Source organism: Aeromonas sp. S19(2024) (assembly GCF_041402625.1).
Taxonomy (GTDB): Bacteria; Pseudomonadota; Gammaproteobacteria; order Enterobacterales; family Aeromonadaceae; genus Aeromonas; species Aeromonas caviae.
The window spans coordinates 98,772-124,670 of sequence record NZ_JBGLQU010000004.1 but is presented as its reverse complement, the minus strand read 5'-3'; the positions used below and the strand labels follow the sequence as shown (position 1 = coordinate 124,670).

23 protein-coding genes and 1 riboswitch are annotated in these 25,899 nt (G+C 62.5%); of the genes, 9 read left to right on the top strand and 14 right to left on the bottom strand.

The annotated features are described in order from the left end of the window. Positions 1–9: 9 nt before the first annotated feature. Positions 10–624 carry an outer membrane beta-barrel protein gene (locus ACB037_RS10070; protein ID WP_052814438.1) on the bottom strand — a complete coding sequence of 205 codons (615 nt, stop codon included), beginning with the start codon at positions 622–624 and terminating at the stop codon, positions 10–12. Positions 625–825: 201 nt separating this feature from the next. Here ACB037_RS10070 and ACB037_RS10065 point away from each other — a divergent pair, with 201 nt between their 5' ends. Next, on the top strand, positions 826–1,464 hold the full coding sequence (locus ACB037_RS10065; protein ID WP_010672675.1) for an exopolysaccharide biosynthesis protein: 639 nt from the start codon (positions 826–828) through the stop codon (positions 1,462–1,464). Positions 1,465–1,527: 63 nt separating this feature from the next. Here the strand turns inward: ACB037_RS10065 and ACB037_RS10060 are convergent, their stop codons facing one another. Both ACB037_RS10060 and ACB037_RS10055 read right to left on the bottom strand, forming a co-directional pair. Beyond that, positions 1,528–2,418 (bottom strand): diguanylate cyclase, encoded by an 891-nt coding sequence (locus ACB037_RS10060; RefSeq protein ID WP_371175294.1) that lies wholly within the window; start codon positions 2,416–2,418, stop codon positions 1,528–1,530. A gap of 328 nt (positions 2,419–2,746) precedes the next feature. Continuing rightward, entirely contained in the window at positions 2,747–3,331 is a 585-nt protein-coding gene (locus ACB037_RS10055) for a hypothetical protein (protein WP_010672673.1), read from the bottom strand. 222 nt (positions 3,332–3,553) lie between these two features. Here ACB037_RS10055 and ACB037_RS10050 point away from each other — a divergent pair, with 222 nt between their 5' ends. The 5 genes from ACB037_RS10050 to ACB037_RS10030 all read left to right on the top strand — a co-directional run bounded on the left by ACB037_RS10050 (position 3,554) and on the right by ACB037_RS10030 (position 7,502). Further along, on the top strand, positions 3,554–4,186 hold the full coding sequence (locus ACB037_RS10050) for a Vat family streptogramin A O-acetyltransferase (RefSeq protein ID WP_371175293.1): 633 nt from the start codon (positions 3,554–3,556) through the stop codon (positions 4,184–4,186). 121 nt (positions 4,187–4,307) lie between these two features. Continuing rightward, the gene (locus ACB037_RS10045) at positions 4,308–4,739 is read left to right on the top strand and encodes a GNAT family N-acetyltransferase (protein ID WP_041997343.1); all 432 of its coding nucleotides are present in this window, start codon (positions 4,308–4,310) and stop codon (positions 4,737–4,739) included. Between the two features lie 156 nt (positions 4,740–4,895). Next, the gene (locus ACB037_RS10040; RefSeq protein ID WP_371175292.1) at positions 4,896–5,312 is read left to right on the top strand and encodes a GNAT family N-acetyltransferase; all 417 of its coding nucleotides are present in this window, start codon (positions 4,896–4,898) and stop codon (positions 5,310–5,312) included. 186 nt (positions 5,313–5,498) lie between these two features. Continuing rightward, the gene (locus ACB037_RS10035; protein WP_371175291.1) at positions 5,499–6,812 is read left to right on the top strand and encodes a DUF3644 domain-containing protein; all 1,314 of its coding nucleotides are present in this window, start codon (positions 5,499–5,501) and stop codon (positions 6,810–6,812) included. 99 nt (positions 6,813–6,911) lie between these two features. Next, positions 6,912–7,502, top strand: a complete 591-nt coding sequence (locus tag ACB037_RS10030) for a hypothetical protein (RefSeq protein ID WP_371175290.1) — start codon at positions 6,912–6,914, stop codon at positions 7,500–7,502. Positions 7,503–8,142: 640 nt separating this feature from the next. On the opposite strand, the gene thiH is transcribed toward ACB037_RS10030, so the two are convergent. The 8 genes from thiH to ACB037_RS09990 form a co-directional block, all read right to left on the bottom strand. Continuing rightward, positions 8,143–9,414: a 2-iminoacetate synthase ThiH gene (gene thiH, locus ACB037_RS10025; RefSeq protein WP_371175289.1), complete on the bottom strand. Its 1,272-nt coding sequence runs from the start codon at positions 9,412–9,414 to the stop codon at positions 8,143–8,145. Further along, complete coding sequence (locus ACB037_RS10020; protein ID WP_371175288.1) at positions 9,411–10,178, bottom strand: thiazole synthase; 768 nt, start codon at positions 10,176–10,178, stop codon at positions 9,411–9,413. The genes thiH and ACB037_RS10020 overlap by 4 nt, the downstream gene beginning before the upstream one ends. Before the next feature lie 85 nt (positions 10,179–10,263). Continuing rightward, entirely contained in the window at positions 10,264–10,464 is a 201-nt protein-coding gene (thiS, locus tag ACB037_RS10015; RefSeq protein WP_041212233.1) for a sulfur carrier protein ThiS, read from the bottom strand. A 2-nt stretch (positions 10,465–10,466) separates the two neighbouring features. Then, the gene (locus ACB037_RS10010) at positions 10,467–11,246 is read right to left on the bottom strand and encodes a ThiF family adenylyltransferase (RefSeq protein ID WP_371175287.1); all 780 of its coding nucleotides are present in this window, start codon (positions 11,244–11,246) and stop codon (positions 10,467–10,469) included. Beyond that, positions 11,236–12,843 carry a thiamine phosphate synthase gene (gene thiE, locus ACB037_RS10005; RefSeq protein WP_371175286.1) on the bottom strand — a complete coding sequence of 536 codons (1,608 nt, stop codon included), beginning with the start codon at positions 12,841–12,843 and terminating at the stop codon, positions 11,236–11,238. The genes ACB037_RS10010 and thiE overlap by 11 nt, the downstream gene beginning before the upstream one ends. Continuing rightward, positions 12,840–14,831: a phosphomethylpyrimidine synthase ThiC gene (thiC, locus tag ACB037_RS10000; protein WP_128297194.1), complete on the bottom strand. Its 1,992-nt coding sequence runs from the start codon at positions 14,829–14,831 to the stop codon at positions 12,840–12,842. The genes thiE and thiC overlap by 4 nt, the downstream gene beginning before the upstream one ends. 263 nt (positions 14,832–15,094) lie before the next feature. Next, a riboswitch (TPP riboswitch) is annotated at positions 15,095–15,208 on the bottom strand. Between the two features lie 62 nt (positions 15,209–15,270). After that, positions 15,271–15,759 (bottom strand): hypothetical protein, encoded by a 489-nt coding sequence (locus ACB037_RS09995; RefSeq protein ID WP_039040448.1) that lies wholly within the window; start codon positions 15,757–15,759, stop codon positions 15,271–15,273. A gap of 78 nt (positions 15,760–15,837) precedes the next feature. Further along, entirely contained in the window at positions 15,838–16,266 is a 429-nt protein-coding gene (locus ACB037_RS09990; protein WP_039040447.1) for a hypothetical protein, read from the bottom strand. Between the two features lie 90 nt (positions 16,267–16,356). Here ACB037_RS09990 and ACB037_RS09985 point away from each other — a divergent pair, with 90 nt between their 5' ends. Beyond that, positions 16,357–17,025: a response regulator transcription factor gene (locus ACB037_RS09985; protein WP_010672659.1), complete on the top strand. Its 669-nt coding sequence runs from the start codon at positions 16,357–16,359 to the stop codon at positions 17,023–17,025. Beyond that, positions 17,022–18,278 (top strand): HAMP domain-containing sensor histidine kinase, encoded by a 1,257-nt coding sequence (locus ACB037_RS09980; protein ID WP_319894490.1) that lies wholly within the window; start codon positions 17,022–17,024, stop codon positions 18,276–18,278. Before ACB037_RS09985 ends, ACB037_RS09980 begins: the two co-directional genes overlap by 4 nt. Positions 18,279–18,432: 154 nt before the next feature. Here the strand turns inward: ACB037_RS09980 and rimK are convergent, their stop codons facing one another. The 3 genes from rimK to metH form a co-directional block, all read right to left on the bottom strand. Beyond that, on the bottom strand, positions 18,433–19,329 hold the full coding sequence (gene rimK / locus ACB037_RS09975; RefSeq protein ID WP_010672657.1) for a 30S ribosomal protein S6--L-glutamate ligase: 897 nt from the start codon (positions 19,327–19,329) through the stop codon (positions 18,433–18,435). A gap of 204 nt (positions 19,330–19,533) precedes the next feature. Continuing rightward, positions 19,534–20,601, bottom strand: a complete 1,068-nt coding sequence (locus ACB037_RS09970) for a Gfo/Idh/MocA family oxidoreductase (RefSeq protein ID WP_371175285.1) — start codon at positions 20,599–20,601, stop codon at positions 19,534–19,536. Positions 20,602–20,668: 67 nt separating this feature from the next. Next, the gene (gene metH / locus ACB037_RS09965) at positions 20,669–24,364 is read right to left on the bottom strand and encodes a methionine synthase (protein ID WP_371175284.1); all 3,696 of its coding nucleotides are present in this window, start codon (positions 24,362–24,364) and stop codon (positions 20,669–20,671) included. 204 nt (positions 24,365–24,568) lie between these two features. Between metH and ACB037_RS09960 the strand changes: the two genes are divergently transcribed. Beyond that, positions 24,569–25,846: a sodium:proton antiporter gene (locus ACB037_RS09960; RefSeq protein WP_042880492.1), complete on the top strand. Its 1,278-nt coding sequence runs from the start codon at positions 24,569–24,571 to the stop codon at positions 25,844–25,846. Positions 25,847–25,899 lie beyond the last annotated feature (53 nt).

Below are 25,899 nucleotides of genomic sequence, written 5' to 3'. Positions count from 1 at the left end.
GAGCGGGGCTCAGAACCTCAGGGTCAAGCCGATATTGGCCTGCCACTGGGTGATCAGCTCCCCCCTCACCCGAAAGGCGCAGATCTCGGGGTTGCAGAGAAACTGGCTGTCGTCGTTGACCAGGGCACCATAACCGCGCACCTCGGCCCGCACAGCCAGATGTTCGGTCAGGCGCGGCTGCACCCCGAGGGCCAGGGACATGGAAGGGGCCGTCTCGCTGTCGTAGGCATCCAAGCGGGTGACCCCTATCCCGGCACCGATATAGGGGGCCATCAGGTTGTCCGAGAGAGTCAGGGCCCCGGCAAACTGCAGGGTGTCCACCGTCAGCCTGTCGGGCAGTTCGGGGGACACCCGGGTCGACTGGTGGCTGTAGAGCAGCTCCACCATGCCGGGGTCATCCACCTCCCTGCTGATGAATAGCCCCCAGCTGCCGGAGCGCTCCCCTTGCAGGGTGTCTATGTCGCTCCCGTGCGGCGTGGGGGCCGGCTCGTCCATGGCCCGAAAGTCGATGGCCGAGCTGTATCCCGCAAAGGGAGTCAGCTGCCAGCCCGTCGCCGGGGGCTCGGCTGCCCAGCCCGCCAGGGGCAGCAGCAGCCCAGGCACCATCCCCATCGCTCCTCTCATGTGCTCATCCTTTGGTGAAAAGACCTGCGCAAAGCATATCAGAGCGCCCGTCTCCCACACTGGACAGGCGCTGTACCAGCCTCATTGCCCCGCTCCCGATGGAAAAATCTGTGCTCCCCGGGGTTATTCATCCGGGATTAACCTCGCCCCCGTAAGCTGGCGGCGCCACAGCGGTGGCATCAACAGACGAGGATCTCAGGAATGGTTGCCGCGCAACTCAACGACCCCCAAAGCACGCTCTCCGATACCCTGAGGGCCACCGCCCACGCCATCGAGGAGAGCCACATCAGCCTGCGCCAGATGCTGGCCCTGGTGGGCGAACAGGGCATGCTGCTGTTTTGCGTGCTGCTCACGGTTCCCTTCCTGCTGCCGGTTTCCATTCCCGGCGTCAGCACCCCCTTTGGCCTGCTGATCCTCTTCATCGGCATCGGCATCACCCTCAACCGGGTGCCCTGGCTACCCGCCTTCCTGATGGAGCGCCGCTTCGCCGCCGAGCACCTCAAGCCGACCCTGCACAAGGGGGCGGATCTGCTGGCCCGCATCGACCGCTTCATCCGCCCGCGCCTGCTCATCCTGACCGGCAGCGTGACCATCAACCGCTGCAACGGCCTGCTCATCATGCTGGCCGCCCTGCTGCTGATGCTGCCGCTCGGCGCCATTCCCTTCACCAACGCCATGCCCGCCTGGGCCATCCTGCTGCTGGCCATCGGCATGTTGCAGCGGGACGGTCTCTTCGTCGCCCTCGGCTATGCTCTGGTCGCCGCCACCCTGGTCTGGTTCAGCGCCCTGGCCATCGGCCTGCTGATGGCGGGGCAGAATATCTCGACCCTGTTCGGCTGATCTGGCCCGGCCAAATGAAAGAGGGCGACCCCGGGTCGCCCTCTTTCCTGTTCACTGCGCCCCTCAGGGCGCCCCATCATGGGCCACCCGGTTGCGCCCGCCCCGCTTGGCCCGATAGAGCCACTCGTCCGCCCGGGCCAGCACGGTGCCAAGATCCTCTCCCGGCCGGATCAGGGTGGTGCCCAGACTCACGGTCACGGGGGCGGGATCCGGCGCCATGGCCGCCACTGCGGCGCGGATCCGCTCCGCCACCTTCAGCAATATCCCCTCGTCGATCTGCGGCAGCAGGATCAGAAACTCCTCGCCACCGCTGCGCACGAAGAGATCCTCCCCCCGCAACTGGGCAGAGACGCACTCGCAGACCCGGCACAAGACCTTGTCACCGGTCTGGTGGCCGAAGCGATCGTTGATCTGCTTGAAGTGATCGAGATCCAGCATGATGAGGCCGGTGAGATGCTGCCCCTGCACCTTATGGTGATACTGGTCGAAGAAGAAGTGGCGGTTGTAGAGGCCGGTGAGCTGATCCGTCTCCCCGAGCCGCTTGAGCCGCTGTTGCAGCTCGTGCTGGCGGGTAATGCTGCGGGTCATCCAGGCCACCGCCCGCTTCCCCTCATATAAAGAGGGCAAGGGCGCTATCTTGCCCTCGAAACGCTGCATTCCCTGGGGCCCGGCGTCGGCGTCGATGCCGTCCACCTCGGCGGGGGAGAGGTCATACTCCACCACCTGCACCTGGCCGCTGGCGAGGGCATGAGCCACCTGCGCCATCACCCACTGCGCCTTGTCCTCGGGCAGCACGTCCAGCAGTTGTCTGCCGATCAGCGGGTTGCCGTTCTGGTAGGACTGCTGCTCCATCCCGCCGATGTACTCGATGTAGTAGCCATCTTCGCTGAGGATGAAAACGGGATCCGGCAACTGGGCCATCACTTCGTAGAGTTGTGCCACTGAGAGCGCCATCCTAGCTCCTTGCTATCCGTGGGAGTGGGTCCCTGTACTCCTGTTATACAAGACTCATGGAGTATCGCACAGGGGCAGAAAGATGCCTGCCGGGCGGGAAGGATGCGGTCGGTGACGTGTTCACCGGACAAGCCTCCGGCAAAGTGAATGGTAGCAATCGGGGATGCTGTCAGAACCAGGGTTGTCAGACAGTCAGGAAGGTTTTTTTGCCTTCAGGCAGTGCGACATGCCAACCCCTGTGACGTCAGGGGCGCCACAGGGGTATTCCCGCCCCCGGACAAGGGGGGCAGGGCCGGATCCCGGTCAAGCGGGATCCGGCGAGCCGGCATCAGCGGGCAGCGGATCGACTGGCATTCCAGAGCAGTTCACCGCTCTTGAGATCCATCAGGCTCATGGCGAGCCGGTAGCGGCCCCCTTCAGAAAGGAGATCCCCGTAGAGCATGTAACCCGCCCCGGTCTGGCGACCCAGGCGCACCAGGGAGGCGGGGTTCATGCCCCCCTGCTGGTATTCGAGCTGACCCGTGATGGCCGCCACCTGGCCCGGGTCTGCGAAACGAAAGCCGCTATTGGCCTGAATGCGCTGGATCATGGCCACCGCCAGGGGCTGGGTGCTGAAGGGCTCACCTGTACCGTTCTGGGGCGCCATCAGCAGCAGTACCGGGCTGCTGCCCGCCAGTGCCTGCACATCGGCGGCCTTCAGGAAGTCATCGGCCAGGGCGACCGCCAGCCCCGTCGGTGCCACGGGTTTGGGAGCAGGCACCGGCTCGGCCTTGTCAGGCTCGGCCACGGGTTTCTCTGGTTTGGTCACCGGCTTGTCCGGCTCGCCGACCGGCGCAGGCGTCCCCCCATAGGGATTGACCGCACATCCGCCCAGCAGCAGGGCACCCACCATCAACAAGGAACGCAGCTTCATCTTTTCTCTCCGCCAGAAGTGTGCAAGGCGCACTTCGTCCATCATCCATTTTGACGGAGCCAGACTCCGCCGCCCCTCCATGCTAGAGACAAACCCGCCCCGGGTCGATGCGCACATGGGCAGGGGGCGACAGAGACTGGCGAAGCGGAGGGCACAAAAGGGTGGCAAGGCTCCACCCGATTCCGTTAGGGTAGCCAGAGCCCAGACCCCAGAGGAGCCCCCATGCACGGACCCGATCCCGCCAACCCCCACCCCATGAACGGCTTCCCCCAGGTGTGCTTTATCAAGAACACCATCAAGGGACCCAATATCGAGGTGGGTGACTACACCTATTACGACGATCCGGAGGATGCGGCGGGCTTCGAGCGCAACGTCCTCTACCACTTTCCCTTCATCGGCGACAAGCTCATCATCGGCAAGTTCTGCGCCATCGCCCGCGGGGTCAAGTTCATCATGAACGGTGCCAACCACCAGACCTCCGGCTTCTCCACCTACCCCTTCTTTATCTTCGGCAACGGCTGGGAGAGCGCCGCCCCCGCCCCTGGCAGCCTCCCCTACAAGGGGGATACCGTCATCGGCAACGATGTCTGGATAGGCTATGACGCCCTGATCATGCCGGGGGTCAAAGTCGGCAACGGCGCCATCATCGCCGCCCGCTCCGTGGTCACCGGCGATGTGCCCGCCTACGCCGTGGTCGGCGGCAACCCCGCCAAGGTGATCCGCTATCGCTTTGACGACGACACCATCGCCCGTTTGGGCGCCCTCGCCTGGTGGGACTGGCCGGTGGAGCGGATCAGCCGGAATTTGAACTTGATCGGCGGCGGGGAAATGGACGAGTTGGAGAGGGCGGGGTGATGGCTGCCCACCTGAAGGCATCGGGAGAACCTCCCCTACAGCCCTGGAGAGCACGGATCCATCACCAGATCAGTGCGTTACAAGGAATTTAAAACAATCAGGACCCACTGGAGTTATCAACATGACCACACCCGCTTTCACTGTCGTCCACTCAACACCGCCCGTCGAAACCTATCGCTATCTTCGAACCGCAGCCGGGCTCAGCCCAAAGACGCTTGAGGCCGCAGAGCGTGGTCTGCCCAATACGCTGTTTGCCGTCCAGGTGTTTTGCGGCCAGACCGCCATCGGCATGGGCCGCATCATCGGAGATGGCGGGACATTTTATCAAGTGGTTGATATTGCTGTGCTGCCTGAATATCAGGGTCAAGGGGTAGGCAAGAAGATCATGACGGAGATCGCGGACTATATCGCCCGCGAGGTACCGGAGTCAGGCTATGTCAGCTTGCTGGCAGATGGGGAGGCGTACCGACTCTATCAACAATTCGGGTTCTCGCTCACGGCGCCTGCCAGTCTTGGTATGGGGCTTAAGCGGATTGCCGCCGAAAAGTCCTGACCAATCATTCACCTCCATACCCAGGACTGTCATGTTGGGATATCCGCCTTCTTGTCTGCCCGGTGGAACAGATAAGCCCGCAGGTGACACTGAACAGCCGCAGGCAGATAGCCGTGCAGGAAGCCATCCCCCAGCCATCATCAAACAGGAAGCACCATGCAACTCACTCCACCCCAACCGCCTCAAGACGATGAGATCGAAGCGCTGCGCATTGGTCTCTCGGGCTACAACAAGGATCACGCCGGCACCCATCTGCGCGAGCGGATCGCCAGCTTTATCAAGGATGAAGAGGGCAAGGTTCACGGCGGCATCATCGCCGACATCAAGTGGGGCTGGCTGCACGTCGACTGGCTCTGGATCGATGAAAGCCTCCGCCGCGACGGCTGGGGCGCCCGCCTGCTCGGCGCCATGGAGCAGTACGCCCAAAGCAAGGGCATCACCAACTACCATCTGGAAACCACCAGTTTTCAGGCCCTCCCCTTCTACCAGAAGCAGGGTTACGAGGTCTTTGGCCAGCTGCCCGATATGCCGCCGGGGCATATCAGTTACTTTCTGAAAAAACAGGAGCGCTGATTGAAGATCCTGCCACCTGTCAAAAGGGGAGATACACAAGAACATACATTCCATCATTTCGCATCGCCGATGTAGAGGGTGCACTACCTCACAATAAAAGACTCAAATGCTTCATCCTACGATTGGTTGGAGCTACACTGCCAAAAGATGATTTTTAATATATACAATTATTATCTCGGGGTGTTTATGAAAATAAGTAAGTCTCTATCCTCATTATTTCTGTTTCTTCAAGAAAAAGAAAAAAATGGCGTTTCTTTCTCCCTAGAAGATGTTCTTTCTGCGACAGGATGGAAAGCAACAACATTCAGAACTTATTGGATAAAAGGACAACTAGCAGACTTCATCAGTGAAACCCCTGATGGTTTATATGATGCCTCTAACTGTCAGAATATATCAGAAGTAGAGTTTTCCAAATTACTATCCCAATCCAAAAACAGGAGAGGATTAGGTCACAACTGCAGATCAAAATTAGCCAAAGCATTATTATCAAAGTCTAAAGACAACATGCTCCTTGCCTTGGAGTTATACAACAGGCCATCCTTGGAGAACAAGATGGATGCTTTCTCAATGTGTTTTTGCACGGCGTGGGAACAATTTTTAAAGGCTGCGCTAATAGAACGAGATGGTGAAAAGTCTATTTTTAGAGCCAAGGCTAAAGGATTCAAGGAAACAATATCCTTACGGGAGTGCTTAGAAAGATATTACCCTACCAACTCTAGAATAAGAAAAAACATAGAGCAGGTCGCTTATTTTAGAGATCAGGCTGTTCATCTTCTTATGCCTGAGATACAAGGAATTATATCCAGAGTGTTTCAGTCTGGAGTTCTTAACTACACGTCGCAATTCGAAAGCTTCACTGAGGTCTCATTTATAAATAATAGCCACACTGGCATGATTTCTTTAGTTGGTGAGTTTAAATCACCACCCATATCTATAATGAAGTCAACTTATGGTGACATAGCTGATGACATCCTAGAATTAGCAACATCTATCGAAAATGAGGTAAATCAAAGCAATGACATTGAATTTGCCATCCCACTTAATGTAAAACTAATATTTGCTACCGACGATGCTCAAGGAAATACTATTGCGTTAACCAGAGCGGAGGATGGCATCGAAGCCCTCAGACAAGCACTGATAATAGAAAAACCAACCGACAGAGAAAAGACCCATCCGTTCTTACAGAAGGATGCAATCAATGAAATAAACTCTCGCTTACAAGATAGATATGATGAAGAAATTCTTAAAAAGCATTTATCACATGACAAGAAAACAGGGATTCCACTAATAAATAAAAATTGTTTCGATGCTGTCGCATTCAAGAATTCGTGGAAGTCATGTAACAACAAGTTTCATTACAAGAATGCAAACCCAGAACTACACTATTACTCCATTGAGCTAGTTGAAGAATTCATAAAGAAAATAATGGAACACTGTGATTATTTAAAAAATGCCAAGAGGAGTTACAACCTAGCCAGAAAGCAGAAAGTGTATAAGTAAATGTCCTGAATAGTATTTCGCCAAGCATAAAAATACACCTTATATCAGAGTGTTACAACCAATGCTCTGCACAGCTAAATTTATGAGGACTTTACCAAAATGGAATCAGCAGTTATAGCCGCGATAGCAAGTATAATTTCTGCGCTAATTGCACTCTTGGGGGTCATATTGTCACAGAAAAAAGCTGATGCAGCAAGAAGATCAAGTGAGGAGCTTTCACTTAGACTTAAACAGATAGAAGCAAACTATCAGTCTAGTTTAGCTAGCTTACACACAGATTTGGAGAGAATGACCTACATAATAAATTCAAATCATGCCAAACGGATTGATGTACTTTCTGAAGCATATTCAATGGCTGCTGATGTTAAGATCACATTGGAGCAGTATGTTGTACCTATGTTTATTGACTCTAAGACCAAGGATATAAACACCCTTTGTGATGCATCACGCAAGTTTGAAGAGCTTTATAAATATTGTTCTCAAAAGGCCATCTTTTTTAACGAAGACTCAAATATTATGACTTCAATAGGGGAATTGATGGGCTGTATTAACAGAATGCGTAACATGGCTGAAGAAAGTCAAGAGACTGTAAAACCAGAACAAGCAATGATTGTAATAGGAAGCGTAGGTCCAGTTTTATCTGCAATAAGAAAAGAAATTAGAGAAGATTTAAAACTGAACTATCAATAACTCCATAACCGAAGTGCATACCATATCCATACATCCCACACTGAACGTTGGGGGTAAATAAGGGCTTAGTCCCCCTCTAATTCGCAGAGGCGAGCCCGCTTGTCCAGGCCGCGAGACAGGATGTCGAGCGAGCGGCGCCGGGCCATGGGCCAAATCGGGCAAGGGCGAGCACAGCTCGACCCGATTTGGCGCGAGAACAGGGATGTTCGAAGCGGACTTTGGCCGAAGCCATGGATGGCGAAGGCCAAAGGCCCGTCGCCGCGTGCCGTCGGACAAGCCGGTGAGCCGAAGGAACCCGACTAAGTCGGGCGAAAAAGCGGGGGTGGCCGCTCGATTGGTGACTTTTCTTTGGCCACGCAAAGAAAAGTTACTCGCCCAAGCCCGAAGGGCGGGCGAAACCCCGTCGAGGCCAGCGGCCTCGCGTCCTGCACGGCAACGCCGTGCCATTCCCCCATCACACGGAGCGGACGATTACGCCTGACTGCTAATCGACCCTACGATGGCAATGAAATATCGCATCAAGACCCCTCCCCAGCCCTCCCCTTCGCAGGGGAGGGAGCCAAAGCGTCGCCACCAGCAAGGTGTGTGGCCACACAGCCCAACCATGCCGGATGCCACCGGCAAAGGGGCCTGGCCGCCCCTATCGGCCCAAGAAGGGCTCCCAGTCCTTGAACACCGGCTGCAACCCTGCCAGCCGCACGGCGGCGGCCACTTCCCCCACCGGGCGGTCGTCGTGGATGGCGAACTGCTCCAGCTCCTCGGCATCCCCCTCGGCATAGCCACCCGGCTGGGTGCGCGACTCGGCCGACATCTGGGTGATGCCAAGGCGCACCGCGCCGTTGCGAAACGTAGCCGACTCGCGGGTCGAGAGGGACAAGTCCAGCGTGGGCGAGAAGAGGCGCCAGGCGCAGATAAGTTGGGCCAACTGGCGATCCGACATGATGACGGCAGGCTCCAGCCCGCCGGTGCAGGGGCGCAGGCGCGGGAAGGAGAGCGAGTAGCGGCTCTGCCAGTGGTGGCGCTCAAGCCAGCTCAGGTGCTCGGCGACGAAGTAGCTGTCGGCACGCCAGTCCGCAGAGAGACCGATGAGCGCCCCCAGCCCTATCTTGTCGATACCGGCGCGGCCGAGCCGATCCGGCGTGGCGAGGCGCCATGCGATGTCCTGCTTGTTGCCGCGCAGGTGATGGCGGGCATAGGTGGGGGCGTGGTAGGTCTCCTGATAGACCATGACCGAATCGAGGCCGAGGGTTTTCAGCTCGGCGTACTCGGCTTGCGAGAGGGGCTGCACCTCCATCCCCACCGTGCTGAAGTGACGGCGGATGATGGACAACACCTGCCGAAAATAGGCGAGCCCCACCTTGTGCTCGTGCTCGCCGGTCACCAGCAGCACGCTGTCAAAACCGTGCGCCTTGATGGCCAGACACTCGCGCTCAATCTCCTCTGCATTCAGGGTCTTGCGCTTGAGGCGGTTGCTCATGGAGAAGCCGCAGTAGGTGCAGTCGTTGGCGCAGAGGTTCGACAGATAGAGGGGCACATAGAAGCCGATGGTGTTGCCAAAACGCTGGCGAGTGAGCCGTTCGGCCTCGGCTGCCATCTGCGGCAGATACGCCTCGGCGGCCGGGGAGATCAGCGCCATAAAGTCCGCCAGGGTACGGCGGGAGGTAGTCAGCGCCCGCTCTACATCGGCGGCGGTCTTGGCGCGGATCTGCATGCCGATATCGTCCCACTCCAGCTCCTGCCATCTATCGAGAAAACTCTCCGACTTTCTCTCAACCCCCTCCCGGCCTCCCCCTTCACAAGGGGGAGGTGTTAATCCGCCCCCCCGATCTCCTACTTCACAAAAGGGCGGAGTCGACACTCCCTCCCCTGGCAAGGGGAGGGTCGGGGTGGGGTCATTGGCATGCTGACTCATAACGCCCCCAGAAAATCGGTAAGCGGGCTGGAGGCTTGCGCCTGCAGGGCTCGGGCGCCGAGGCCCGCTTCATAGGCACTGCGCCCGGCGGTGCAGGCCAGCGCAAAGGCGCGGCCCATGGCGATCGGGTCGCCGCTCACCGCGATGGCGGTGTTGACCAGCACGGCATCGGCCCCCAGCTCAAAGGCGGCCGCCGCATGGCTCGGTGCACCGATGCCCGCATCCACCACCACGGGCACATTCGCCTGCTCGATGATGATGGAGAGAAACTCCCGGGTCACCAGCCCCTGATTGGAACCGATGGGGGCGCCCAGCGGCATCACGGCGGCGCAACCCACCTCTTCGAGCCGTTTGCACAGCACGGGGTCGGCACCGCAGTAGGGCAGCACCACAAAGCCCTCTTTCACCAGTTGTTCGGCGGCTTTGAGCGTCTCGATGGGGTCTGGCAGCAGGTAGCGGGGATCGGGGTGGATCTCGAGCTTGAGCCAGTTCGTCCCCAGCGCCTCGCGGGTGAGGTGGGCGGCAAATACCGCCTCGGCGGCGGTCTTGGCCCCCGAGGTGTTGGGCAGCAGCTTGACCCCGAGTTGCCGAAGGGGCGTGAGGATATCGTCGTGGGCCTTGCCCGGTTCGAGCCGCTTGATGGCCATGGTCACCAGCTGGGAGCCGCTTGCCTCGATGGCGGCGGCCATCAGTTCCGGGCGGGCAAACTTGCCGGTGCCGGTGAAGAGGCGCGAAGAGAAGGTGTGATCGGCAATCTTGAGCATGTCAGCCTCCGGCCACTGCGATAAGAAGAGATGAGGCCCCGCCGCAAGGCAGGGCGCGCGAAGATGGGACTGCGAGCATCATGGGTCAGCCTCCCGCAATGGCGGTGAAGAGGTGAAGTTCATCCCCGTCATTGAGACGGGTCTCGGCCCAGCGGCTACGGGGCAGCACGGCGCCGTTAAGGGCCACCGCTACCCCCTGAGGGGGAATCTCCTGCACCGCCAGCAGCTCAGTCAGGCGCTGGCCGGTGGGCAGCGTCAGCTCGATATCGTTCAATCGGATCTTCATGGTTAATTCTCCTGAGCCGGGTGGGTGCTGCCGCAAACCGGGCAATCGGGGTCGGGAGCCAGCGTGAGGGTCTGCCACTGATGGGTCAACGCATCGAACCGGCGCAATGTGCCCGCCACCGGGCTCGGCATCCCGAGCAGCAGTTTCAGTGCCTCCAGCGCCTGCAAAGAGCCCATCACCCCCACCAGCGGGCCGGTGACGCCGCTGGTCTCGCAGCTTTCCCTGATCTCGGTATCCAGCGGATAGAGGCAGGCGTAGCAGGCGTGATCGCTGCTGGTGCGCGCCATCAGCTGCCCCTGCCAGCCCACTGCGGCGGCACAGACCCAGGGCTTGCCCTGGGCCACGCAGGCGGCGTTGATGGCCTGGCGGGTGGCGAGGTTGTCGCAGCAGTCGATCACCAGATCCACCTCGGCCACAAACTCCGGCAGGCTGGCGGCATCGAGGCGCTGATTGATGGCGATCAGCTCCACCAGCGGGTTGTGGGCGGCCAAGCGCTCGCGGGCCAGCTCCGCCTTGGAGTGGTTGACCGCCTCGCTATCGAACAGGATCTGGCGCGGCAGGTTGCTGGAGTCCACCGTATCGCCATCGGCCAGCCACAAGGTGCCCACCCCGGCCCCGGCGAGATAGAGGGCGAGCGGCGAGCCGAGCCCGCCGAGGCCCACGATCAGCACGGACTTATCCTTGAGCCGCGCCTGACCGGCTTCCCCCACTTCCGCCAGCATCAGCTGGCGGCCGTATCGCAGGTACTCTTTGTCACTAAGAGAAGCGGCATCAGAGCGCATATTCTGCCTCCCGTATCACGCTGGCCGAGCACGGCTCATCCCCCGCCCCCACGGCGGCGAGCAGCCGCTCGGTCGCGCCCAGCCAGTCGTCGCTCGCCGTGATGGCCGAGACCAGCGCAATGCTGCCGACCCCGCTTGCCTTGACCGCCGCCACCCGCTCCTCGCTGATGCCACCGATGGCCACCGTGGGCCACTGCGCCATCAGGGCGCGGTAGTGGTGCAGCCGCGCCAGCCCCTGGGGGCGCGAAGGCATCGCCTTGGTGTTGGTCGGGAAGATATGGCCCAGCGCGATATAGGAGGGGGCCAGCTCGCGGGCCCGCATCAGCTCGAAGTAACCGTGGGTGGAGATGCCAAGACGCAGCCCCGCCGCCTGAATGGCGGCGAGATCGGCGGTCTCCATATCCTCCTGCCCCAGATGCACGCCCCAGGCGCCCGCCTCGATGGCTTGCTGCCAGTAGTCGTTGATAAAGAGCCGCGCCCCATGGCGGCGACCGAGCTCTACCGCATCACGAATGGCCGGCGCCACCTCTGTGGCGGGCAGATTCTTGATCCGCAGCTGGATCGTCTTGACCCCGGCCCCCAGCAGGCGTTTGAGCCACTTGACCGAATCCACCACCGGATAGAGACCGAGGTGGTGTTCGGTCGGCGCGAAGGGGCCCTGCGGCAGGCGGGCGCTGCTTGTCTCATACAGGCCGAAATGGCGATCGAGCGGTGAGCCTGCCAGCACGGCGCGGGGGAAGTGGGCCAGATCGGCGGGCCAGCCGAGATGGGCGATGGGCCCCGGACCTGCGCCCACTCCTTGCGCCGCCGCCAAGCCCTGTTGCAGGTAGGCCCGCGCCAGGGTGATGGCGTCCTCCACCGGATAGTCCTGCGCCACCACGGCGGCGATGGCGCTGGCGTAAGCGCAACCGGTGCCGTGACCGTGGCGGGTATCGAGGCGCGGCGCGGCGAGCCAGAATTCGCGGCTCCCATCCTGGTAGTAATCGAGGCAGAGATCCCCGCCCCATTCAAGGTGGCCCCCCTTGACCAGCACGGCGCGGGCGCCGAGTTCGCGCAGCCGCCGGGCGGCGAGGCGCACCAGCTCGGGACTGGTGGCGGGCAGGCCGGTCAGGGCTTCCAGCTCGGGACCGTTGGGGGTGATGAGCGACAGACGTGGCAGCAGGTGCTCGCGCACCGCCACCAGCATGCCGGGCTCCGCCATGGGGGTGCCGGTGCTGGCGATGGCCACCGGGTCGTAGACCACGAAGGGAGCCGGGGTGGCTGCCAGTCGGCGGGCCAGCACCTCTACGTGCAGCCGGGTCGGCAGCAGGCCTATCTTGATGGCGGCGGGTGGCAGATCCAGCCCCAGGGCATCGATCTGGGCGGCGAAGGTCTGCATCAGCACGGGGTCGACCATCTTCACCGCCACCGAGTTCTGGGCCGTGATGGCGGAGATGACGGAGCAGCCGTGCACGCCGAGGTCATGCATTGTGTGCAAGTCGGCCTGAATGCCGGCCCCGCCGCCGGAGTCGGACCCGGCGATGGTCCAGACCACGGGGCGGGCCTGCGTCACGGCGGACAGGTCGGCGGGGCTGACAGCCCCGCGCTCGCTGCTCACGCCTCCTCCCCTGCGGCCTGCTTCAGGGTCGCCGCCTGATGGTAGATCTCGCCGCCGGTCTCCTTGAAGGTTTCAGCCATGCGGGCCATGCCGCTCTCGACCTCGGCCACCACCCGCTCCTGCTGACCGTCCATGCCGACCAGCTTTATCTCCACGGCTTCCAGTTTCGCCGCATAATCGCGCACGTCCTGGGTGATCTTCATGGAGCAGAACTTGGGCCCGCACATGGAGCAGAAGTGGGCCACCTTGCCGGACTCCTGAGGCAGGGTCTCGTCGTGGTAGGCGCGGGCGGTGTCGGGATCCAGGGCCAGGTTGAACTGATCCTCCCAGCGGAACTCGAAGCGCGCCTTGGACATGGCGTTGTCGCGGATCTGGGCGCCCGGGTGGCCCTTGGCCAGATCGGCGGCGTGGGCGGCGATCTTGTAGGTAATGAGCCCCTGCTTCACGTCCTCCTTGTTGGGCAGGCCCAGGTGTTCCTTGGGGGTCACGTAGCAGAGCATGGCGCAGCCGTACCAGCCGATGAGTGCGGCGCCGATGCCGGAGGTGAAGTGATCGTACCCCGGGGCAATGTCGGTGGTGAGCGGGCCCAGGGTATAGAAGGGCGCCTCGTGGCAGTGCTCGAGCTGCTCGGTCATGTTGCGCTCGATCATGTGCATGGGCACGTGACCGGGGCCCTCGATCATCACCTGCACGTCGTATTCCCAGGCAATTTTGGTGAGCTCGCCCAGGGTGCGCAGCTCGGCGAACTGGGCCTCGTCGTTGGCGTCATAGACGGAGCCCGGACGCAGACCGTCCCCCAGCGACAAGCTCACGTCGTAGGCGGCGCAGATCTCGCAGATCTCGCGGAAGTGCTCGTAGAGGAAGTTCTCCTTGTGGTGCGACAGGCACCACTTGGCCATGATGCTGCCACCGCGCGAAACGATGCCGGTGAGGCGCTTGGCAGTCATCGGCACGAAGCGCAGCAAGACGCCGGCGTGGATGGTGAAGTAGTCCACCCCCTGCTCGGCCTGCTCCAGCAGGGTGTCGCGGAACAGCTCCCAGGTGAGGTCTTCAGCGATGCCGTTGGTCTTCTCCAGCGCCTGATAGATGGGCACGGTACCGATGGGCACCGGGCTGTTGCGCAGGATCCACTCGCGGGTCTCGTGGATGTAGCGGCCGGTGGAGAGATCCATCACGGTGTCGGCGCCCCAGCGGGTGGACCATACCAGCTTCTCCACTTCCTCTTCGATGCTGGAAGTGACCGCCGAGTTGCCGATGTTGGCGTTGATCTTCACCAGGAAGTTGCGGCCGATGATCATGGGCTCCGCTTCCGGGTGGTTGATGTTGCTGGGGATGATGGCGCGACCGGCGGCCACCTCATCGCGCACGAACTCGGGGGTGATGTTCTGGGGCAGTCTGGCGCCAAAGCCCTGACCCGGATGCTGGGTGCGCAGGAGCTCGGAGCGCACTCGCTCGCGGCCCATGTTCTCGCGGATGGCGATAAATTCCATCTCGGGGGTGACGATGCCTTGGCGGGCATAGTGCAGCTGGGTGACCCGGCGGCCCGGCTTGGCGCGGCGGGCGCTCGGCAAATGTTCGAAGCGCAGGTGATCCAGCCCCTCGTCCGCCAGCCGCTCCTGAGTGAAGGTGGAGCTCAGCCCGTCCAGCGCGTCGGTGTCAGCACGCTCCAGCACCCAGGCTTCGCGCAGGCGCGGCAGACCACGGCGCACGTCGATGGGGGCGGCCTCTTCCCCATAGGGGCCCGAGGTATCGTAAACCGGCACCGGCTCGTTGGGCTCGAACTGGGGAGCTTCCTTGGTGCCGCCGACGAAGGTGTCGGCCAGCTGGATTTCCCGCAAAGGCACCCGGATGTCAGGGCGAGAACCCTGGATAAAGATGCGGCGGGAGTTGGGGTGAGCCATCCCCTTGAGGCTGTCGATAAAGGTCTGGGCGCTGGAGCGCTGCTCGCGGCGGCTGGATTTGGTGGTATCAGATACATTGGTAGACATAGCAAAACTCACATTAACTGGTTGAAGTTATGGGTGTTTGCTTGTCTGGAGTTCGAGGAGAAGATGAACTTGCGGCGGGGTGTGCTCGGGGGAGTGAGCCGGGCATGGATCTTCCCTGCTCTGCCGTCCCGGTGTTTCCCTAGTCTGGAAACCCGGCGCCCTAAGGACAACCGGACGGGACAACCTCCCCCTGTGCGCCTGTGCCAGCCAGAGGCGGTCTGCCTCCAGCTGGCGGGAAGATGTGCCTTCCCCGGCGCGGTAACCCGCAAGTTACCCTTGTTTCCCTTCGCAGGTCTTAACCTGATCAGGTTCCACGGATCCCGAATTAACGGTCTCAGCTTAGCGTCGTTCGACGGTCAGCACTCCGACAAGATGTGCGCCAGTATAAGTGGGGAAATTTAAAGTACAAGCCATTAACAAGGGGAAAGGGAGAGAGGTCTCACTCTTCGGCGTCGAGGGGATCCTCGGGGTCAGGAATGAGGATGTCGGTGAGGCGGCCCTCTTCATCCCGGCTCAGCACCAGGCGGCGACCCGGTTGCAGATCGGCGGCGCTGCCGTTGATCCAGCGAGTGTCAGCATCAAACACCAGCACACCGAGATCCTGTAGCAGCAATGCCTGCTGATTATGGGTGAGCAGTCGATCCTCCGCCCGCCGCCAGCTGGCCCCGAGCGCCGGATCCGGCGCCCCGTCGAGCACCCGGATCGTCTCGGCGACGCCGTAGCGGCTCTGGATCGCGAGGTGCATGCCAGGCACGAGCCCGTCCGGCTGCGCCACGCCGTGCAGTTCGGCACTGCCGAGCTCCAGCTCAGCCCCCTGGAATTGCAGGCGCACCCCGTCGTTGTGCTCCAGCTCCACCAGCCAGAGCTCGGCGTCGTCGGCAAGGGTGCAGAAGGGCAACAGCAGCAGGCAGAGTGCGGTTCGGGTCATGGCAGGCGGTCCGGGGTCACGGGGTGAGGTTTAACTATGGCCCCGGACGGGCAATATTTCCCGGTCCGCCCTGACCGGTCAGTCATCCTCCCGGCACTGGCTCAGGCGCATGCCGTCAAACTTGCACTCCAGCTCCAGCCAGCGTCCCTCGAACGGGGAGAGGCTCCCATCCGAGGTGACATAACCCCAGATCCGTCCCCCTTCCACCGGCCCTTCCAGTTCCATCTCGTCCTCCTCCTCCAGCGCCTCCACCTCGCGAACGAGCCGCCGCGCCCCTGCCGCCGTCTCCTGCACGACCCCTTCCAGATCGACCCAGGTCCCGCCGAGATCGTCCTCATCCAGGCCATCCTTGAAGCGGGTGCGCTCATCGATCACGAAGGGAATGCCGTTGACCATCAACTGGCCAAGCTGCCAGGTGGTGCGGCCCGTGAGCTTGAACTCGGCCGCCTGCACCAGACCAAAAGGCAATAGAATCAATAACCAGAAGGCGCGGAGAGACTTCTTCATCGGGGATCCTCGGGGTTACACTGGCACACAGGATGACCCATCCGGTGTGAAATGGCCGTGAAATAGCGGCACAGACCAGGAGATCAGAGCATGAAAATACTGGTGGTGGAAGACAGTCCCCAGGTGGCGGAGACCATCATGGACTATCTGGCGCTGGCCGGGCACAGGGTGGATTGCGCCTATCATGGCCAGGCCGCGCTGCAACTGCTGGCCCAGGAGCGCTTCGACGTCATCATCATGGACGTCATGATGCCGCGCCTCGACGGCCTGCGTACCGTGGAGCGGCTGCGTGCGGACGGCATCGCGACCCCGGTGCTCTTTCTCACCGCCCGTGACAGCCTGGAGGACAAGCTGGCAGGCTTTCGGGCGGGGGGCGACGACTATCTGGTCAAGCCGTTCGCCATGGAGGAGCTGGAGGTGCGCCTGGAGGCCCTCAGCCTGCGTGGCCCCAGAGGGGACATGGGCGTGCTCTGCTTTGGCGATCTGACGGTGGATCCCGCCAGCGGCCGCGCCACCCGCGCCGGGGTGGAGCTCAAACTCGGCAAGATCCCGTTCCAGATCCTCACCCTGCTGGTGAAGCGCGCGCCACAGCTGGTGACGCGCCAGGAGGTGCTCGACACCGTCTGGGGCGACGAGGAGCCCGACTCCGACGCCCTGCGCAGCCACATCTATGCCCTGCGCAGCGCCCTCGACAAGCCCTTCCCCACCCCCATGCTGGAGACCCTGCACGGCCAGGGCTACCGGCTGGTGACCCCATGACGAACCCGACGCCGCCCCTTGCCTCCGGTCTGCCGAGCCTGCGCCGGCGCCTGGTGCTGGCGCTGGGAGGGGCAGGTCTGCTGCTGCTGGTGATCCTGAGCCTGCTGATGGTGGTGGCCGAGAACAAGATGGAGGAGCTGAGCCTGCGCCACTGGCTGGAGGCGGAGGCAACCCGCTATGACGACGACTGGTTGCGCCTCGGAATGGCGGCCCCCGCCCCCAGCCCGCGCCAGTTCTCCAGCTACTGGACAGAGGCGGGCCGCCTGCCCGCCTGGCTCAAGGCCTACCAGAGCCCCGGCTTCTTCGAGCATCAGCTGGGCCGGGAGGACAAGCACTTCCTGGTACGCGCCCACCCCTCGGGTCAGGGGCTGCTCTATCTGGTGTTCAACGACGATGCGGACGACTACCTGGACCCTTACGAAGCCAAGCTGCATCTGGTGACCCGCCTCATCGGCCTGGCCCTGCTGCTGGGGAGCCTCGCCTTCGGCATCTGGCTGGTGCGTCACATCACCAGGCCGCTGGAGCGGCTGCGCCAGCGGGTCGCCCACCTCACCCCGGATCAGGGGGACTTCGTGCCCGATGCCCCCTGGCAGGAGCTGCGAGAGATAGAGCAGGCGCTGCTGGCGGGCAAGCACGAGGTAGCCGCCGTGTTTGCCCGTGAACAGGAGTTCAGCCGCTTTGCCAGCCACGAGCTGCGCACCCCCAACATGGTGATCCAGGGATCCGCGGCCCTGCTCGGCAAGGTGAATGACCTGCCCGCCCCGGCAGCCCGCGCCGTCAGCCGCATCCGCGCCGCCGCCGACGAGATGGCCCTGCTCACCGAAACCTTCCTGCTGCTGGGACGCAAGGAGGCCGCGGAACGCCCGCCCCAGCAGGTGGCGCCGCTCATTCGCCGGGAGCTGACCCGCCTCGCCCCCCTGCTGCAACGGGAGACGCTGGACATTCGCCTGCAACTGGACGAGGAGAGCGAGGTGCAGGCCCCCCTCTCCCTGCTCGCCATCGCCCTCGGCAACCTCTTGAAAAACGCCCTGAGCTACGCCGAGGGGCACATCGAGATCACCCTGCACGAGCAGGTGCTCACCATCAGCAACCCCACCGCCGCCGCGCCGGATCAGATCCTCGGCTACGGCTGCGGTCTCACCATCATCCAGCGCATCTGCGAGAAGCTGGGCTGGCAGATTGAGACCCATCTGGTGGAGGGGGTCTTCAGCGCCCGGCTGGTGATGATCCCCGACGTCCCCGGGGCGGCATAGCCCCCTCATCCCCGGCCCTTCTCCCCAGCTGTTCAACACAGCGGGAGAAGGGAGACACTTCCCGGCAAGCCCACTGCCTTCCAGCCCACCCGCCAGATAGCAACAAGGCGCCCGAGGGCGCCCTGTGTTTACCTGTCTGACACTCGTTTGGGACTCATTCCGCCGGCTTGTGCTTGCGGCTCGCCTTGAGCTCGAGGAACTCGATGATCTTGCCCGCCACGTCCTTGCCGGAGGCGGCTTCCACCCCCTGCAGGCCGGGGGAGGAGTTCACCTCCAGCACCAGCGGGCCGCGGGCGCTACGCAGAATATCCACCCCGGCCACGTCCAGCCCCATGATCTTGGCGGCCTGCACGGCGGTGGCACGCTCTTCCGGCGTGATCTTGATGGCTTCGGCGGTGCCGCCCCGGTGCAGGTTGGAGCGAAACTCCCCCGGCTGGGCCTGGCGGCGCATGGCGGCCACCACCTTGCCGTTGACCACCAGGCAGCGGATATCGGCGCCGTTGGCCTCGCGGATGTACTCCTGCACCAGGATGTTGTTGTTGGTCTGGATAAAGGCCTCGATGACGCTCTCGGCGGCCTTCTGGGTCTCGCACAGCACCACGCCAATCCCCTGGGTGCCCTCCAGCAGCTTCACCACCAGAGGGGCGCCCCCCACCATGGTGATGAGATCCGGTACGTCGTGGGTGCTGTGAGCATAGCCGGTCACCGGCAGGCCGATGCCGTGACGGGAGAGCAGCTGCATGGCGCGCAGCTTGTCCCGGGAGCGGGAGATGGCCACCGAGCTGTTGAGAGCCATGGTGCTCATCATCTCGAACTGGCGCAGCACGGCGGTGCCATAGAAGGTGATGCTGGCACCGATGCGCGGGATCACGGCGTCATAGCTCTCCAGCTCCCGTCCTTCGTAATGGATGGAGGGGCTGTGGGAGGCGATGTTCATGTAGCAGCGCAGGGTGTCGAGCACCTCGACCTGGTGCCCACGGGCCCGGGCCACCTCGACCAGACGGCGGGTGGAGTAGTTGTTGGGCTCACGGGATAAAATGGCAATATTCATGGAAATGGCAGACCTGATAATCGGACTGGAGAGTATAAGGTGCCATGAACGACTGGCAACGCCAATCCTTTCCCCTCACCATGCGCGGTTCTGCAAGAACGGGCAAAAACCGAGAGTGCCGCACTCAAGACGGACCAATGCCAGAGAGCGTTCTGCAAGACGGTGCCAGCCACCAGCCCTCATGCCGGATGGCGCACAGCGACGTCAATGGGGGCCGCGCAGCCCTTGCTGCAACTCAAGCAGCAGGGCGACCTCCTGCAAACGGCGCGCCGTGGTGCCGGCCCAGCCTCCCAAAGGCACGGGGGCCAGCAGGGTCTGGGCGATGCAGTGGCGATAGAGGGGCCCCTCACGTTGCCAGCCCCGCATCCCGTCGACGTCGTGATGGTGCAGCCACTCCAGGTTGCCGCGGCGAAGCAGCTCGATGCGCCGCCCGTCTTTGAAGTGCAGGCAAAGCCCCTTCTTCTCCACCCCGGGACCGGCATACTTGTCGAGCCAGAGGGTCAGGGGCACCCCTGCCGCCTCGCCGCGCAGGCAGGCCCGCCCCTCGGCGGTCTCCAGATCCCCGCGCCGGATGGGCTGCCCCAGCCGGTCGCAGACGCCCTCCGCGCTCAGGTGCAGGCGGTCGTCTCCACCCAGGGCCACCAGCAGTTCCCGGATCATCGCCAGCAGATGGGTGCCGATGTCGAGGATGACACCGTCCGGGTGGCGCAACAGCCGCCGATCCGGCTCGCCGGTGGCGAAGTTGAGGGCATAGGGATGCCCCGCCTCGTCCAGGCCGCAGGGTTCCAGCAAAAAGCCCTCCACCGCGCTGATATCGGCGAGGGTGGCCAGCCCGACCCCGGCGCAGCCTGGTTCCCGAGGCTGCCAGCCTTCATCCAGTTTGCCGCTCAGCAGCAACTGCTGGACGGCATTGCGGGCCATCCAGTGATCCAGCGCCAGCACCCTGGCCGCGACCTCGGGGTCCGCCAGCAGGGCGCGCAGGCGATCGTGCTGGGCCAGGGTGGCCACCACGGGTTTCTCCACCAGGATGAGGGGCATGGCGCTGGCCAGTGCCTGTTCCAGCACGGGCAGATGCAGCAGGGAAGGCGTGGCGATCACCAGCCGATCCAGGGGTTCGGCCAGCAGGGCTTCCAGGGTCGAGGCAGACATGACGCCGGGCAGGGTGATGGCGGGATCAAAACCCCATATCTCGGGATTTTCCGCCAGGGCGGCAAGTGCAGGCAGATAGGCTGTCTGCACCACGGCCCCCAGACCGACAAATCCAATCTTCATGGCAACCTCGATATGGCGTGCGTACCCGGCGCCTGCCCCGCACCGCGTGAGACGGGGCAGACGGGGATCAATGCAGGTTGGGCCCCAGCCAGCGTTCGGCCTCTGCCAGGGTCATCCCCTTGCGCATGGCGTAGTCTTCCACCTGATCCTGCTGGATCTGGGCCACGGCGAAATACTTGCTCTCGGGGTGGGAGAAGTACCAGCCGGATACCGCCGCCCCCGGCCACATGGCGTAGGACTCGGTGAGCTGCATGCCGATGGCCTGCTCCACGTCCAGCAACTCCCAGATGCTCCCCTTCTCGGTGTGCTCCGGGCAGGCCGGGTAGCCCGGCGCCGGACGTATCCCCTGGTAATTTTCGCGGATAAGCTCTTCGTTGCTGAGCGCCTCGTCCGGGGCATAGCCCCAGTGCACTTTGCGCACCTGCTCGTGGAGGTATTCGGCAAAGGCCTCGGCGAGGCGATCGCACACCGCCTGGATGAGAATGGCGTTGTAGTCGTCGTGGTCCGCCTTGTAGGCCTTGGCGATGGCCTCCTCGCCGATGCCGCCGGTCACCGCGAAGGCGCCGATCCAGTCGGGCTTGCCGCTCTCTTTCGGCGCCACATAGTCCGCCAGACAGTAGTTGGGGAAGCCCTGCTTCTCGCTCTGCTGGCGCAGGTGGTGCAGCACTTTTTTCACTTCAGTGCGGGACTCGTCAGTGTAGACCTCGATGCTGTCCCCCACGGCGTTGGCGGGGAACAGGCCGACGATGCCGGCGCAGCGCACGCTCTGATCCTTCTCCAGCTGGTCCAGCATGGCGTTGGCGTCGGCGTAGAGGCGCGTCGCTTCCTCCCCCACTACTTCATCCTCCAGAATGCGGGGGAACTTGCCCGCCAGCTCCCAGCTCAGGAAAAACGGCGTCCAGTCGATGTAGGGGCGCAGCACCGAGATGGGCACGTTTTCGAAGGTCTGCACGCCGGGCTCCCGGGGCGCCGGGGGCTCATAGCCCACCCAGTCCAGCTGATGGCGGTTGGCCCGGGCATGGGCCAGGCTGACCGGCTTGGAGCGCGGCTGCTTGCGGGCATGCTGATCCCGTGCAATCTCGTACTCCTTGTCGATGCGGGCCACGAAGGCGGGCTTGAGCTCCGGGCTCAGCAGGCTCTGGGCCACCCCCACGGCGCGGGAGGCGTTGGAGACATAGACCACGGGCTCCGAGTAGTTCTGCTCTATCTTCACCGCGGTGTGGGCCTTGGAAGTGGTGGCACCGCCGATGAGCAGCGGCAGCTTGAACCCCTGACGCTCCATCTCCTTTGCTACGTGCACCATCTCGTCCAGGGACGGAGTGATGAGGCCCGACAGGCCGATGATGTCGGCGTTCACTTCCCGGGCCGTCTTGAGGATGGTCTCGCAGGAGACCATGACCCCGAGATCCACGATCTCGAAGTTGTTGCACTGGAGCACCACCCCGACGATGTTCTTGCCGATGTCGTGCACGTCGCCCTTGACGGTGGCCAGCACGATTTTGCCGTTGCTGGAACCGCCGGACTTCTCCGCCTCGATGTAGGGCTGCAGGTAGGCCACCGCCCGCTTCATCACCCGGGCCGACTTCACCACCTGGGGCAGGAACATCTTGCCGGCGCCGAACAGATCTCCCACCACGTTCATGCCATCCATCAGCGGCCCCTCGATGACGTGCAGCGGCTTCTCGGCCTGGGCGCGCGCCTCCTCGGTATCCTCCTCGATGAAATCAGTGATCCCCTTGACCAGGGCGTGTTCGAGCCGCTTGCCCACCGGCCAGCTGCGCCACTCCTGATCCCGCGGATCCTCCGCCTGGGCACCCGCGCCGCGATACTTCTCTGCGATGGCCAGCAGCGCCTCGGTGGCGTTGTCGTTGAGGTTCAGCACCACCGCCTCGACCTTCTCTTTGAGCTCGGCCGGGATGTCTTCGTAGATGGCAAGCTGGCCCGCGTTGACGATCCCCATGTCCATGCCGTTCCTGATGGCGTGGTAGAGGAAGACGGCGTGGATGGCTTCGCGCACCGGCTCGTTACCACGGAAGGAGAAGGAGACGTTGGAGACGCCGCCGGAGATCATGGCGTGGGGCAGGTGCTCCTTGATGTCCTTCACCGCTTCGATGAAGTCCACCGCGTAGTTGTTGTGCTCGTCGATGCCGGTCGCCACCGCGAAGATGTTGGGGTCGAAGATGATGTCTTCCGGCGGGAAGCCGACGCGGTCCACCAGAATGCGGTAGGCACGCTGGCAGATCTCGAACTTGCGGGCCCGAGTATCGGCCTGGCCCACCTCGTCGAACGCCATGACGATGACGGCGGCGCCGTAGCGGCGCAGCAGTTTCGCCTGCTCGATGAATTTGTCCTCCCCCTCCTTCATGGAGATGGAGTTGACCACCGGCTTGCCCTGCACGCACTTGAGGCCCGCCTCCAGCACCTCCCACTTGGAGGAGTCAATCATCACCGGCACCCGGGCGATATCCGGTTCCCCGGCGATGAGGTTCAGGAAGCGCACCATGGCCGCCTCGGCGTCCAGCATCCCCTCATCCATGTTGATGTCGATGATCTGGGCGCCGTTTTCCACCTGCTGCTTGGCGACATCCAGCGCCTCGTCGTAGAGCCCCTCTTTTATCAAGCGCTTGAACTTGGCCGAGCCGGTGACGTTGGTCCGCTCACCCACGTTCACGAACATGGAGTCCGCCGTGATGATGAGAGGCTCCAGGCCCGACAACCGGCAGGCCACCGGCAGATCCGGCAGGGCGCGGGGTTTGATGCCCGCCACGGCGTCCGCCATGGCGCGGATGTGGGTCGGGGTGGTGCCGCAGCAGCCGCCCACCAGGTTGAGAAAGCCGCTCGAAGCCCACTCGCGGATATGCTCCGCCATCTCGACCGCGTCCAGATCGTACTCGCCAAACGCATTGGGCAGACCGGCGTTGGGGTGGGCGCTGACATGGGTCTCGCTGATGCGGGACAGCTCCTCCACGTACTGGCGCAGCTCGTCCGGCCCCAGCGCACAGTTGAGGCCGAACGAGACCGGTTTGACGTGGCGAAGGGAGTGGTAGAAGGCCTCGGTGGTCTGGCCCGAGAGGGTACGACCGGAGGCGTCCGTGATGGTGCCGGAGATCATCACCGGCAGGCTGTAACCCAGCTCCTCGAACACCTGGTCCACCGCGAAGGCAGCCGCCTTGGCGTTGAGGGTGTCGAAGATGGTCTCGATCAGGATGATGTCGGCACCGCCCTCGATGAGGGCGTGGGTCGATTCGGTGTAGGCGGCCACCAGCTCGTCATAGGTGACGTTGCGCTTGCCCGGATCGTTCACGTCCGGCGAGATGGAGGCGGTACGGTTGGTGGGGCCCAGTACCCCCGCCACAAAGCGCGGTTTCGCCGGGTCCTTGGCGGTCCACTCGTCCGCCACGGCGCGGGCCAGGCGGGCCGCCTCCCGGTTTATCTCGGCCGAGAGCGCTTCCATCTCGTAGTCCGCCATGGCGATGCGGGTGGCGTTGAAGGTGTTGGTCTCGAGGATGTCGGCCCCGGCGGCACAATACTGGTCGTGGATCTCGCGAATGACGGCGGGACGGCTCAACACCAGCAGGTCGTTGTTGCCCTTGATGTCGGTATGCCAGTCGGCAAACCGCTCCCCCCGATAGTCCGCCTCACCGAGTTTGTAACCCTGGATCATGGTGCCCATGGCCCCGTCGATGATCAGGATCCGCTCCTTGAGACAGGCTTCCAGCCTGGCTGTGACATCCGCTTTCTTGTTCGACTCTCTGCTCGACACCGCTCGTACCCCTTACATCCATGCAACTGCGTGATGCCCATCCTAGCAGCAATCAAATTAAATGGAAATCTAGCCGTCTATCTGTCCGTGACAACGATTAAATATAACCATAAATAGGTAATGAGCATGATCTAACCCGGGAGTACCCTATGCCCGTCCTCAAGAGGGATACGTGCTTGCTGTTTACCAAAGAGAAAAATAACTATGAGCGTCTACTACACACTCTGCTTCCTGGCAGCCTTGGCGATCTTCATCGCCTTTGCCAACCAGTATGTTGTGAAGATCCAGACCACCATCGCCATCACTGCGGGCTCCATGCTGATCTCCGCGCTGCTGGTGCTGTTTGGCAAACTGGGTTGGTTCAATCTGGAGCCTCTCGCCATCAAGACCATGGAGAGCATCGACTTCCAGAACTTCCTGTTGAAGGGGATCCTGGGCTTCCTGCTGTTCGCTGGCGGGCTTGGCATCAACCTCAAGGCGTTGCGTAGCCAGAAGTGGGAAATCACCATTCTGGCCATAGCCGCCACCCTGCTCTCCACCTTCCTCATCGGCTACGGCTTCTGGTTCATCGCCAAGCTGCTGGGCTGGGACCTGCCGCTGGTCTACTGCATGCTGTTCGGCGCGCTGATCTCCCCCACTGACCCGATTGCCGTACTGGCCATCGTCAAGAAGATGAAGGCGCCACCCCAGATCGCCATCCAGATCGAAGGGGAATCCCTGTTCAACGACGGTGTTGGCCTCGTCATCTTCGCTACCGTGTTTGCCGTGGCCTTTGGCGGCGTGGAGCCCACCTTCGGCAGCGTGGCAGGTCTTTTCCTGCATGAGGCCCTCGGCGGCATCCTGTTCGGGGCCGTGCTGGGCCTCATCGCCCACGTGATGATCAGCGCCACCGACGACGGCTCCCTGGAGCTGCTGCTGACCCTCTGCATCCCGACCGCGGGCTTCGCCTTCGCCAACATGATCGGCGTCTCCGGCGCCCTGGCCATGGTGGTGACCGGCATCATGATCGGCAACTGGACCCGTCATTCCGGCTTCTCCGAGCAGAGCCAGCACCACCTGGATCACTTCTGGGAGTTGATGGATCAGTTCCTCAACGCCCTGCTGTTCCTGCTGATCGGTCTGGCACTGGTGCTGCTGGATCTGGCCTGGCGCGACTGGATCCTGCTGGTCATCGCGGTACCGCTCTGCCTGGCCGCCCGCTTCATCAGCGTCTCCCTGCCCTATGTGGCGTTCCGCAAGTTCCGCAGCTACAACACCTTCTCGGTGCGCATCCTCACCTGGGGAGGCCTGCGTGGCGGCCTGGCCATGGCCATGGCCCTGGCACTGCCATCCGGTGTCATGATGATCCCGGAACACAACGTCGATCTGCGCCAGGTGATCCTGGTGATGACCTACTCGGTGGTGATGTTCTCCATCGTGGTACAGGGTATGACCATTACCCCCATGATCACCGCCGCCAAGAAGGCCTGTGGCGACGCCTGAGCCCGTCCCTGACCGGCAATGAAAAGGGCTCCCTCGGGAGCCCTTTTGCCGTC

What these genes read in the sequence shown, in the direction of transcription:
- ACB037_RS10020 (WP_371175288.1), bottom strand. Translation starts at nt 10,178, where the DNA reads ATGCTCAAGATTGCCGATCACACCTTCTCTTCGCGCCTCTTCACCGGC.
- ACB037_RS10040 (WP_371175292.1), top strand. Translation starts at nt 4,896, where the DNA reads ATGCAACTCACTCCACCCCAACCGCCTCAAGACGATGAGATCGAAGCG.
- ACB037_RS10070 (WP_052814438.1), bottom strand. Translation starts at nt 624, where the DNA reads ATGAGAGGAGCGATGGGGATGGTGCCTGGGCTGCTGCTGCCCCTGGCG.
- ACB037_RS10045 (WP_041997343.1), top strand. Translation starts at nt 4,308, where the DNA reads ATGACCACACCCGCTTTCACTGTCGTCCACTCAACACCGCCCGTCGAA.
- ACB037_RS09980 (WP_319894490.1), top strand. Translation starts at nt 17,022, where the DNA reads ATGACGAACCCGACGCCGCCCCTTGCCTCCGGTCTGCCGAGCCTGCGC.
- ACB037_RS10060 (WP_371175294.1), bottom strand. Translation starts at nt 2,418, where the DNA reads ATGGCGCTCTCAGTGGCACAACTCTACGAAGTGATGGCCCAGTTGCCG.
- rimK (WP_010672657.1), bottom strand. Translation starts at nt 19,329, where the DNA reads ATGAATATTGCCATTTTATCCCGTGAGCCCAACAACTACTCCACCCGC.
- ACB037_RS09970 (WP_371175285.1), bottom strand. Translation starts at nt 20,601, where the DNA reads ATGAAGATTGGATTTGTCGGTCTGGGGGCCGTGGTGCAGACAGCCTAT.
- ACB037_RS10065 (WP_010672675.1), top strand. Translation starts at nt 826, where the DNA reads ATGGTTGCCGCGCAACTCAACGACCCCCAAAGCACGCTCTCCGATACC.
- ACB037_RS09990 (WP_039040447.1), bottom strand. Translation starts at nt 16,266, where the DNA reads ATGAAGAAGTCTCTCCGCGCCTTCTGGTTATTGATTCTATTGCCTTTT.
- ACB037_RS10035 (WP_371175291.1), top strand. Translation starts at nt 5,499, where the DNA reads ATGAAAATAAGTAAGTCTCTATCCTCATTATTTCTGTTTCTTCAAGAA.
- ACB037_RS09995 (WP_039040448.1), bottom strand. Translation starts at nt 15,759, where the DNA reads ATGACCCGAACCGCACTCTGCCTGCTGCTGTTGCCCTTCTGCACCCTT.
- thiS (WP_041212233.1), bottom strand. Translation starts at nt 10,464, where the DNA reads ATGAAGATCCGATTGAACGATATCGAGCTGACGCTGCCCACCGGCCAG.
- ACB037_RS10030 (WP_371175290.1), top strand. Translation starts at nt 6,912, where the DNA reads ATGGAATCAGCAGTTATAGCCGCGATAGCAAGTATAATTTCTGCGCTA.
- ACB037_RS10055 (WP_010672673.1), bottom strand. Translation starts at nt 3,331, where the DNA reads ATGAAGCTGCGTTCCTTGTTGATGGTGGGTGCCCTGCTGCTGGGCGGA.
- ACB037_RS09985 (WP_010672659.1), top strand. Translation starts at nt 16,357, where the DNA reads ATGAAAATACTGGTGGTGGAAGACAGTCCCCAGGTGGCGGAGACCATC.
- ACB037_RS09960 (WP_042880492.1), top strand. Translation starts at nt 24,569, where the DNA reads ATGAGCGTCTACTACACACTCTGCTTCCTGGCAGCCTTGGCGATCTTC.
- thiH (WP_371175289.1), bottom strand. Translation starts at nt 9,414, where the DNA reads ATGAGTCAGCATGCCAATGACCCCACCCCGACCCTCCCCTTGCCAGGG.
- ACB037_RS10010 (WP_371175287.1), bottom strand. Translation starts at nt 11,246, where the DNA reads ATGCGCTCTGATGCCGCTTCTCTTAGTGACAAAGAGTACCTGCGATAC.
- thiC (WP_128297194.1), bottom strand. Translation starts at nt 14,831, where the DNA reads ATGTCTACCAATGTATCTGATACCACCAAATCCAGCCGCCGCGAGCAG.
- ACB037_RS10050 (WP_371175293.1), top strand. Translation starts at nt 3,554, where the DNA reads ATGCACGGACCCGATCCCGCCAACCCCCACCCCATGAACGGCTTCCCC.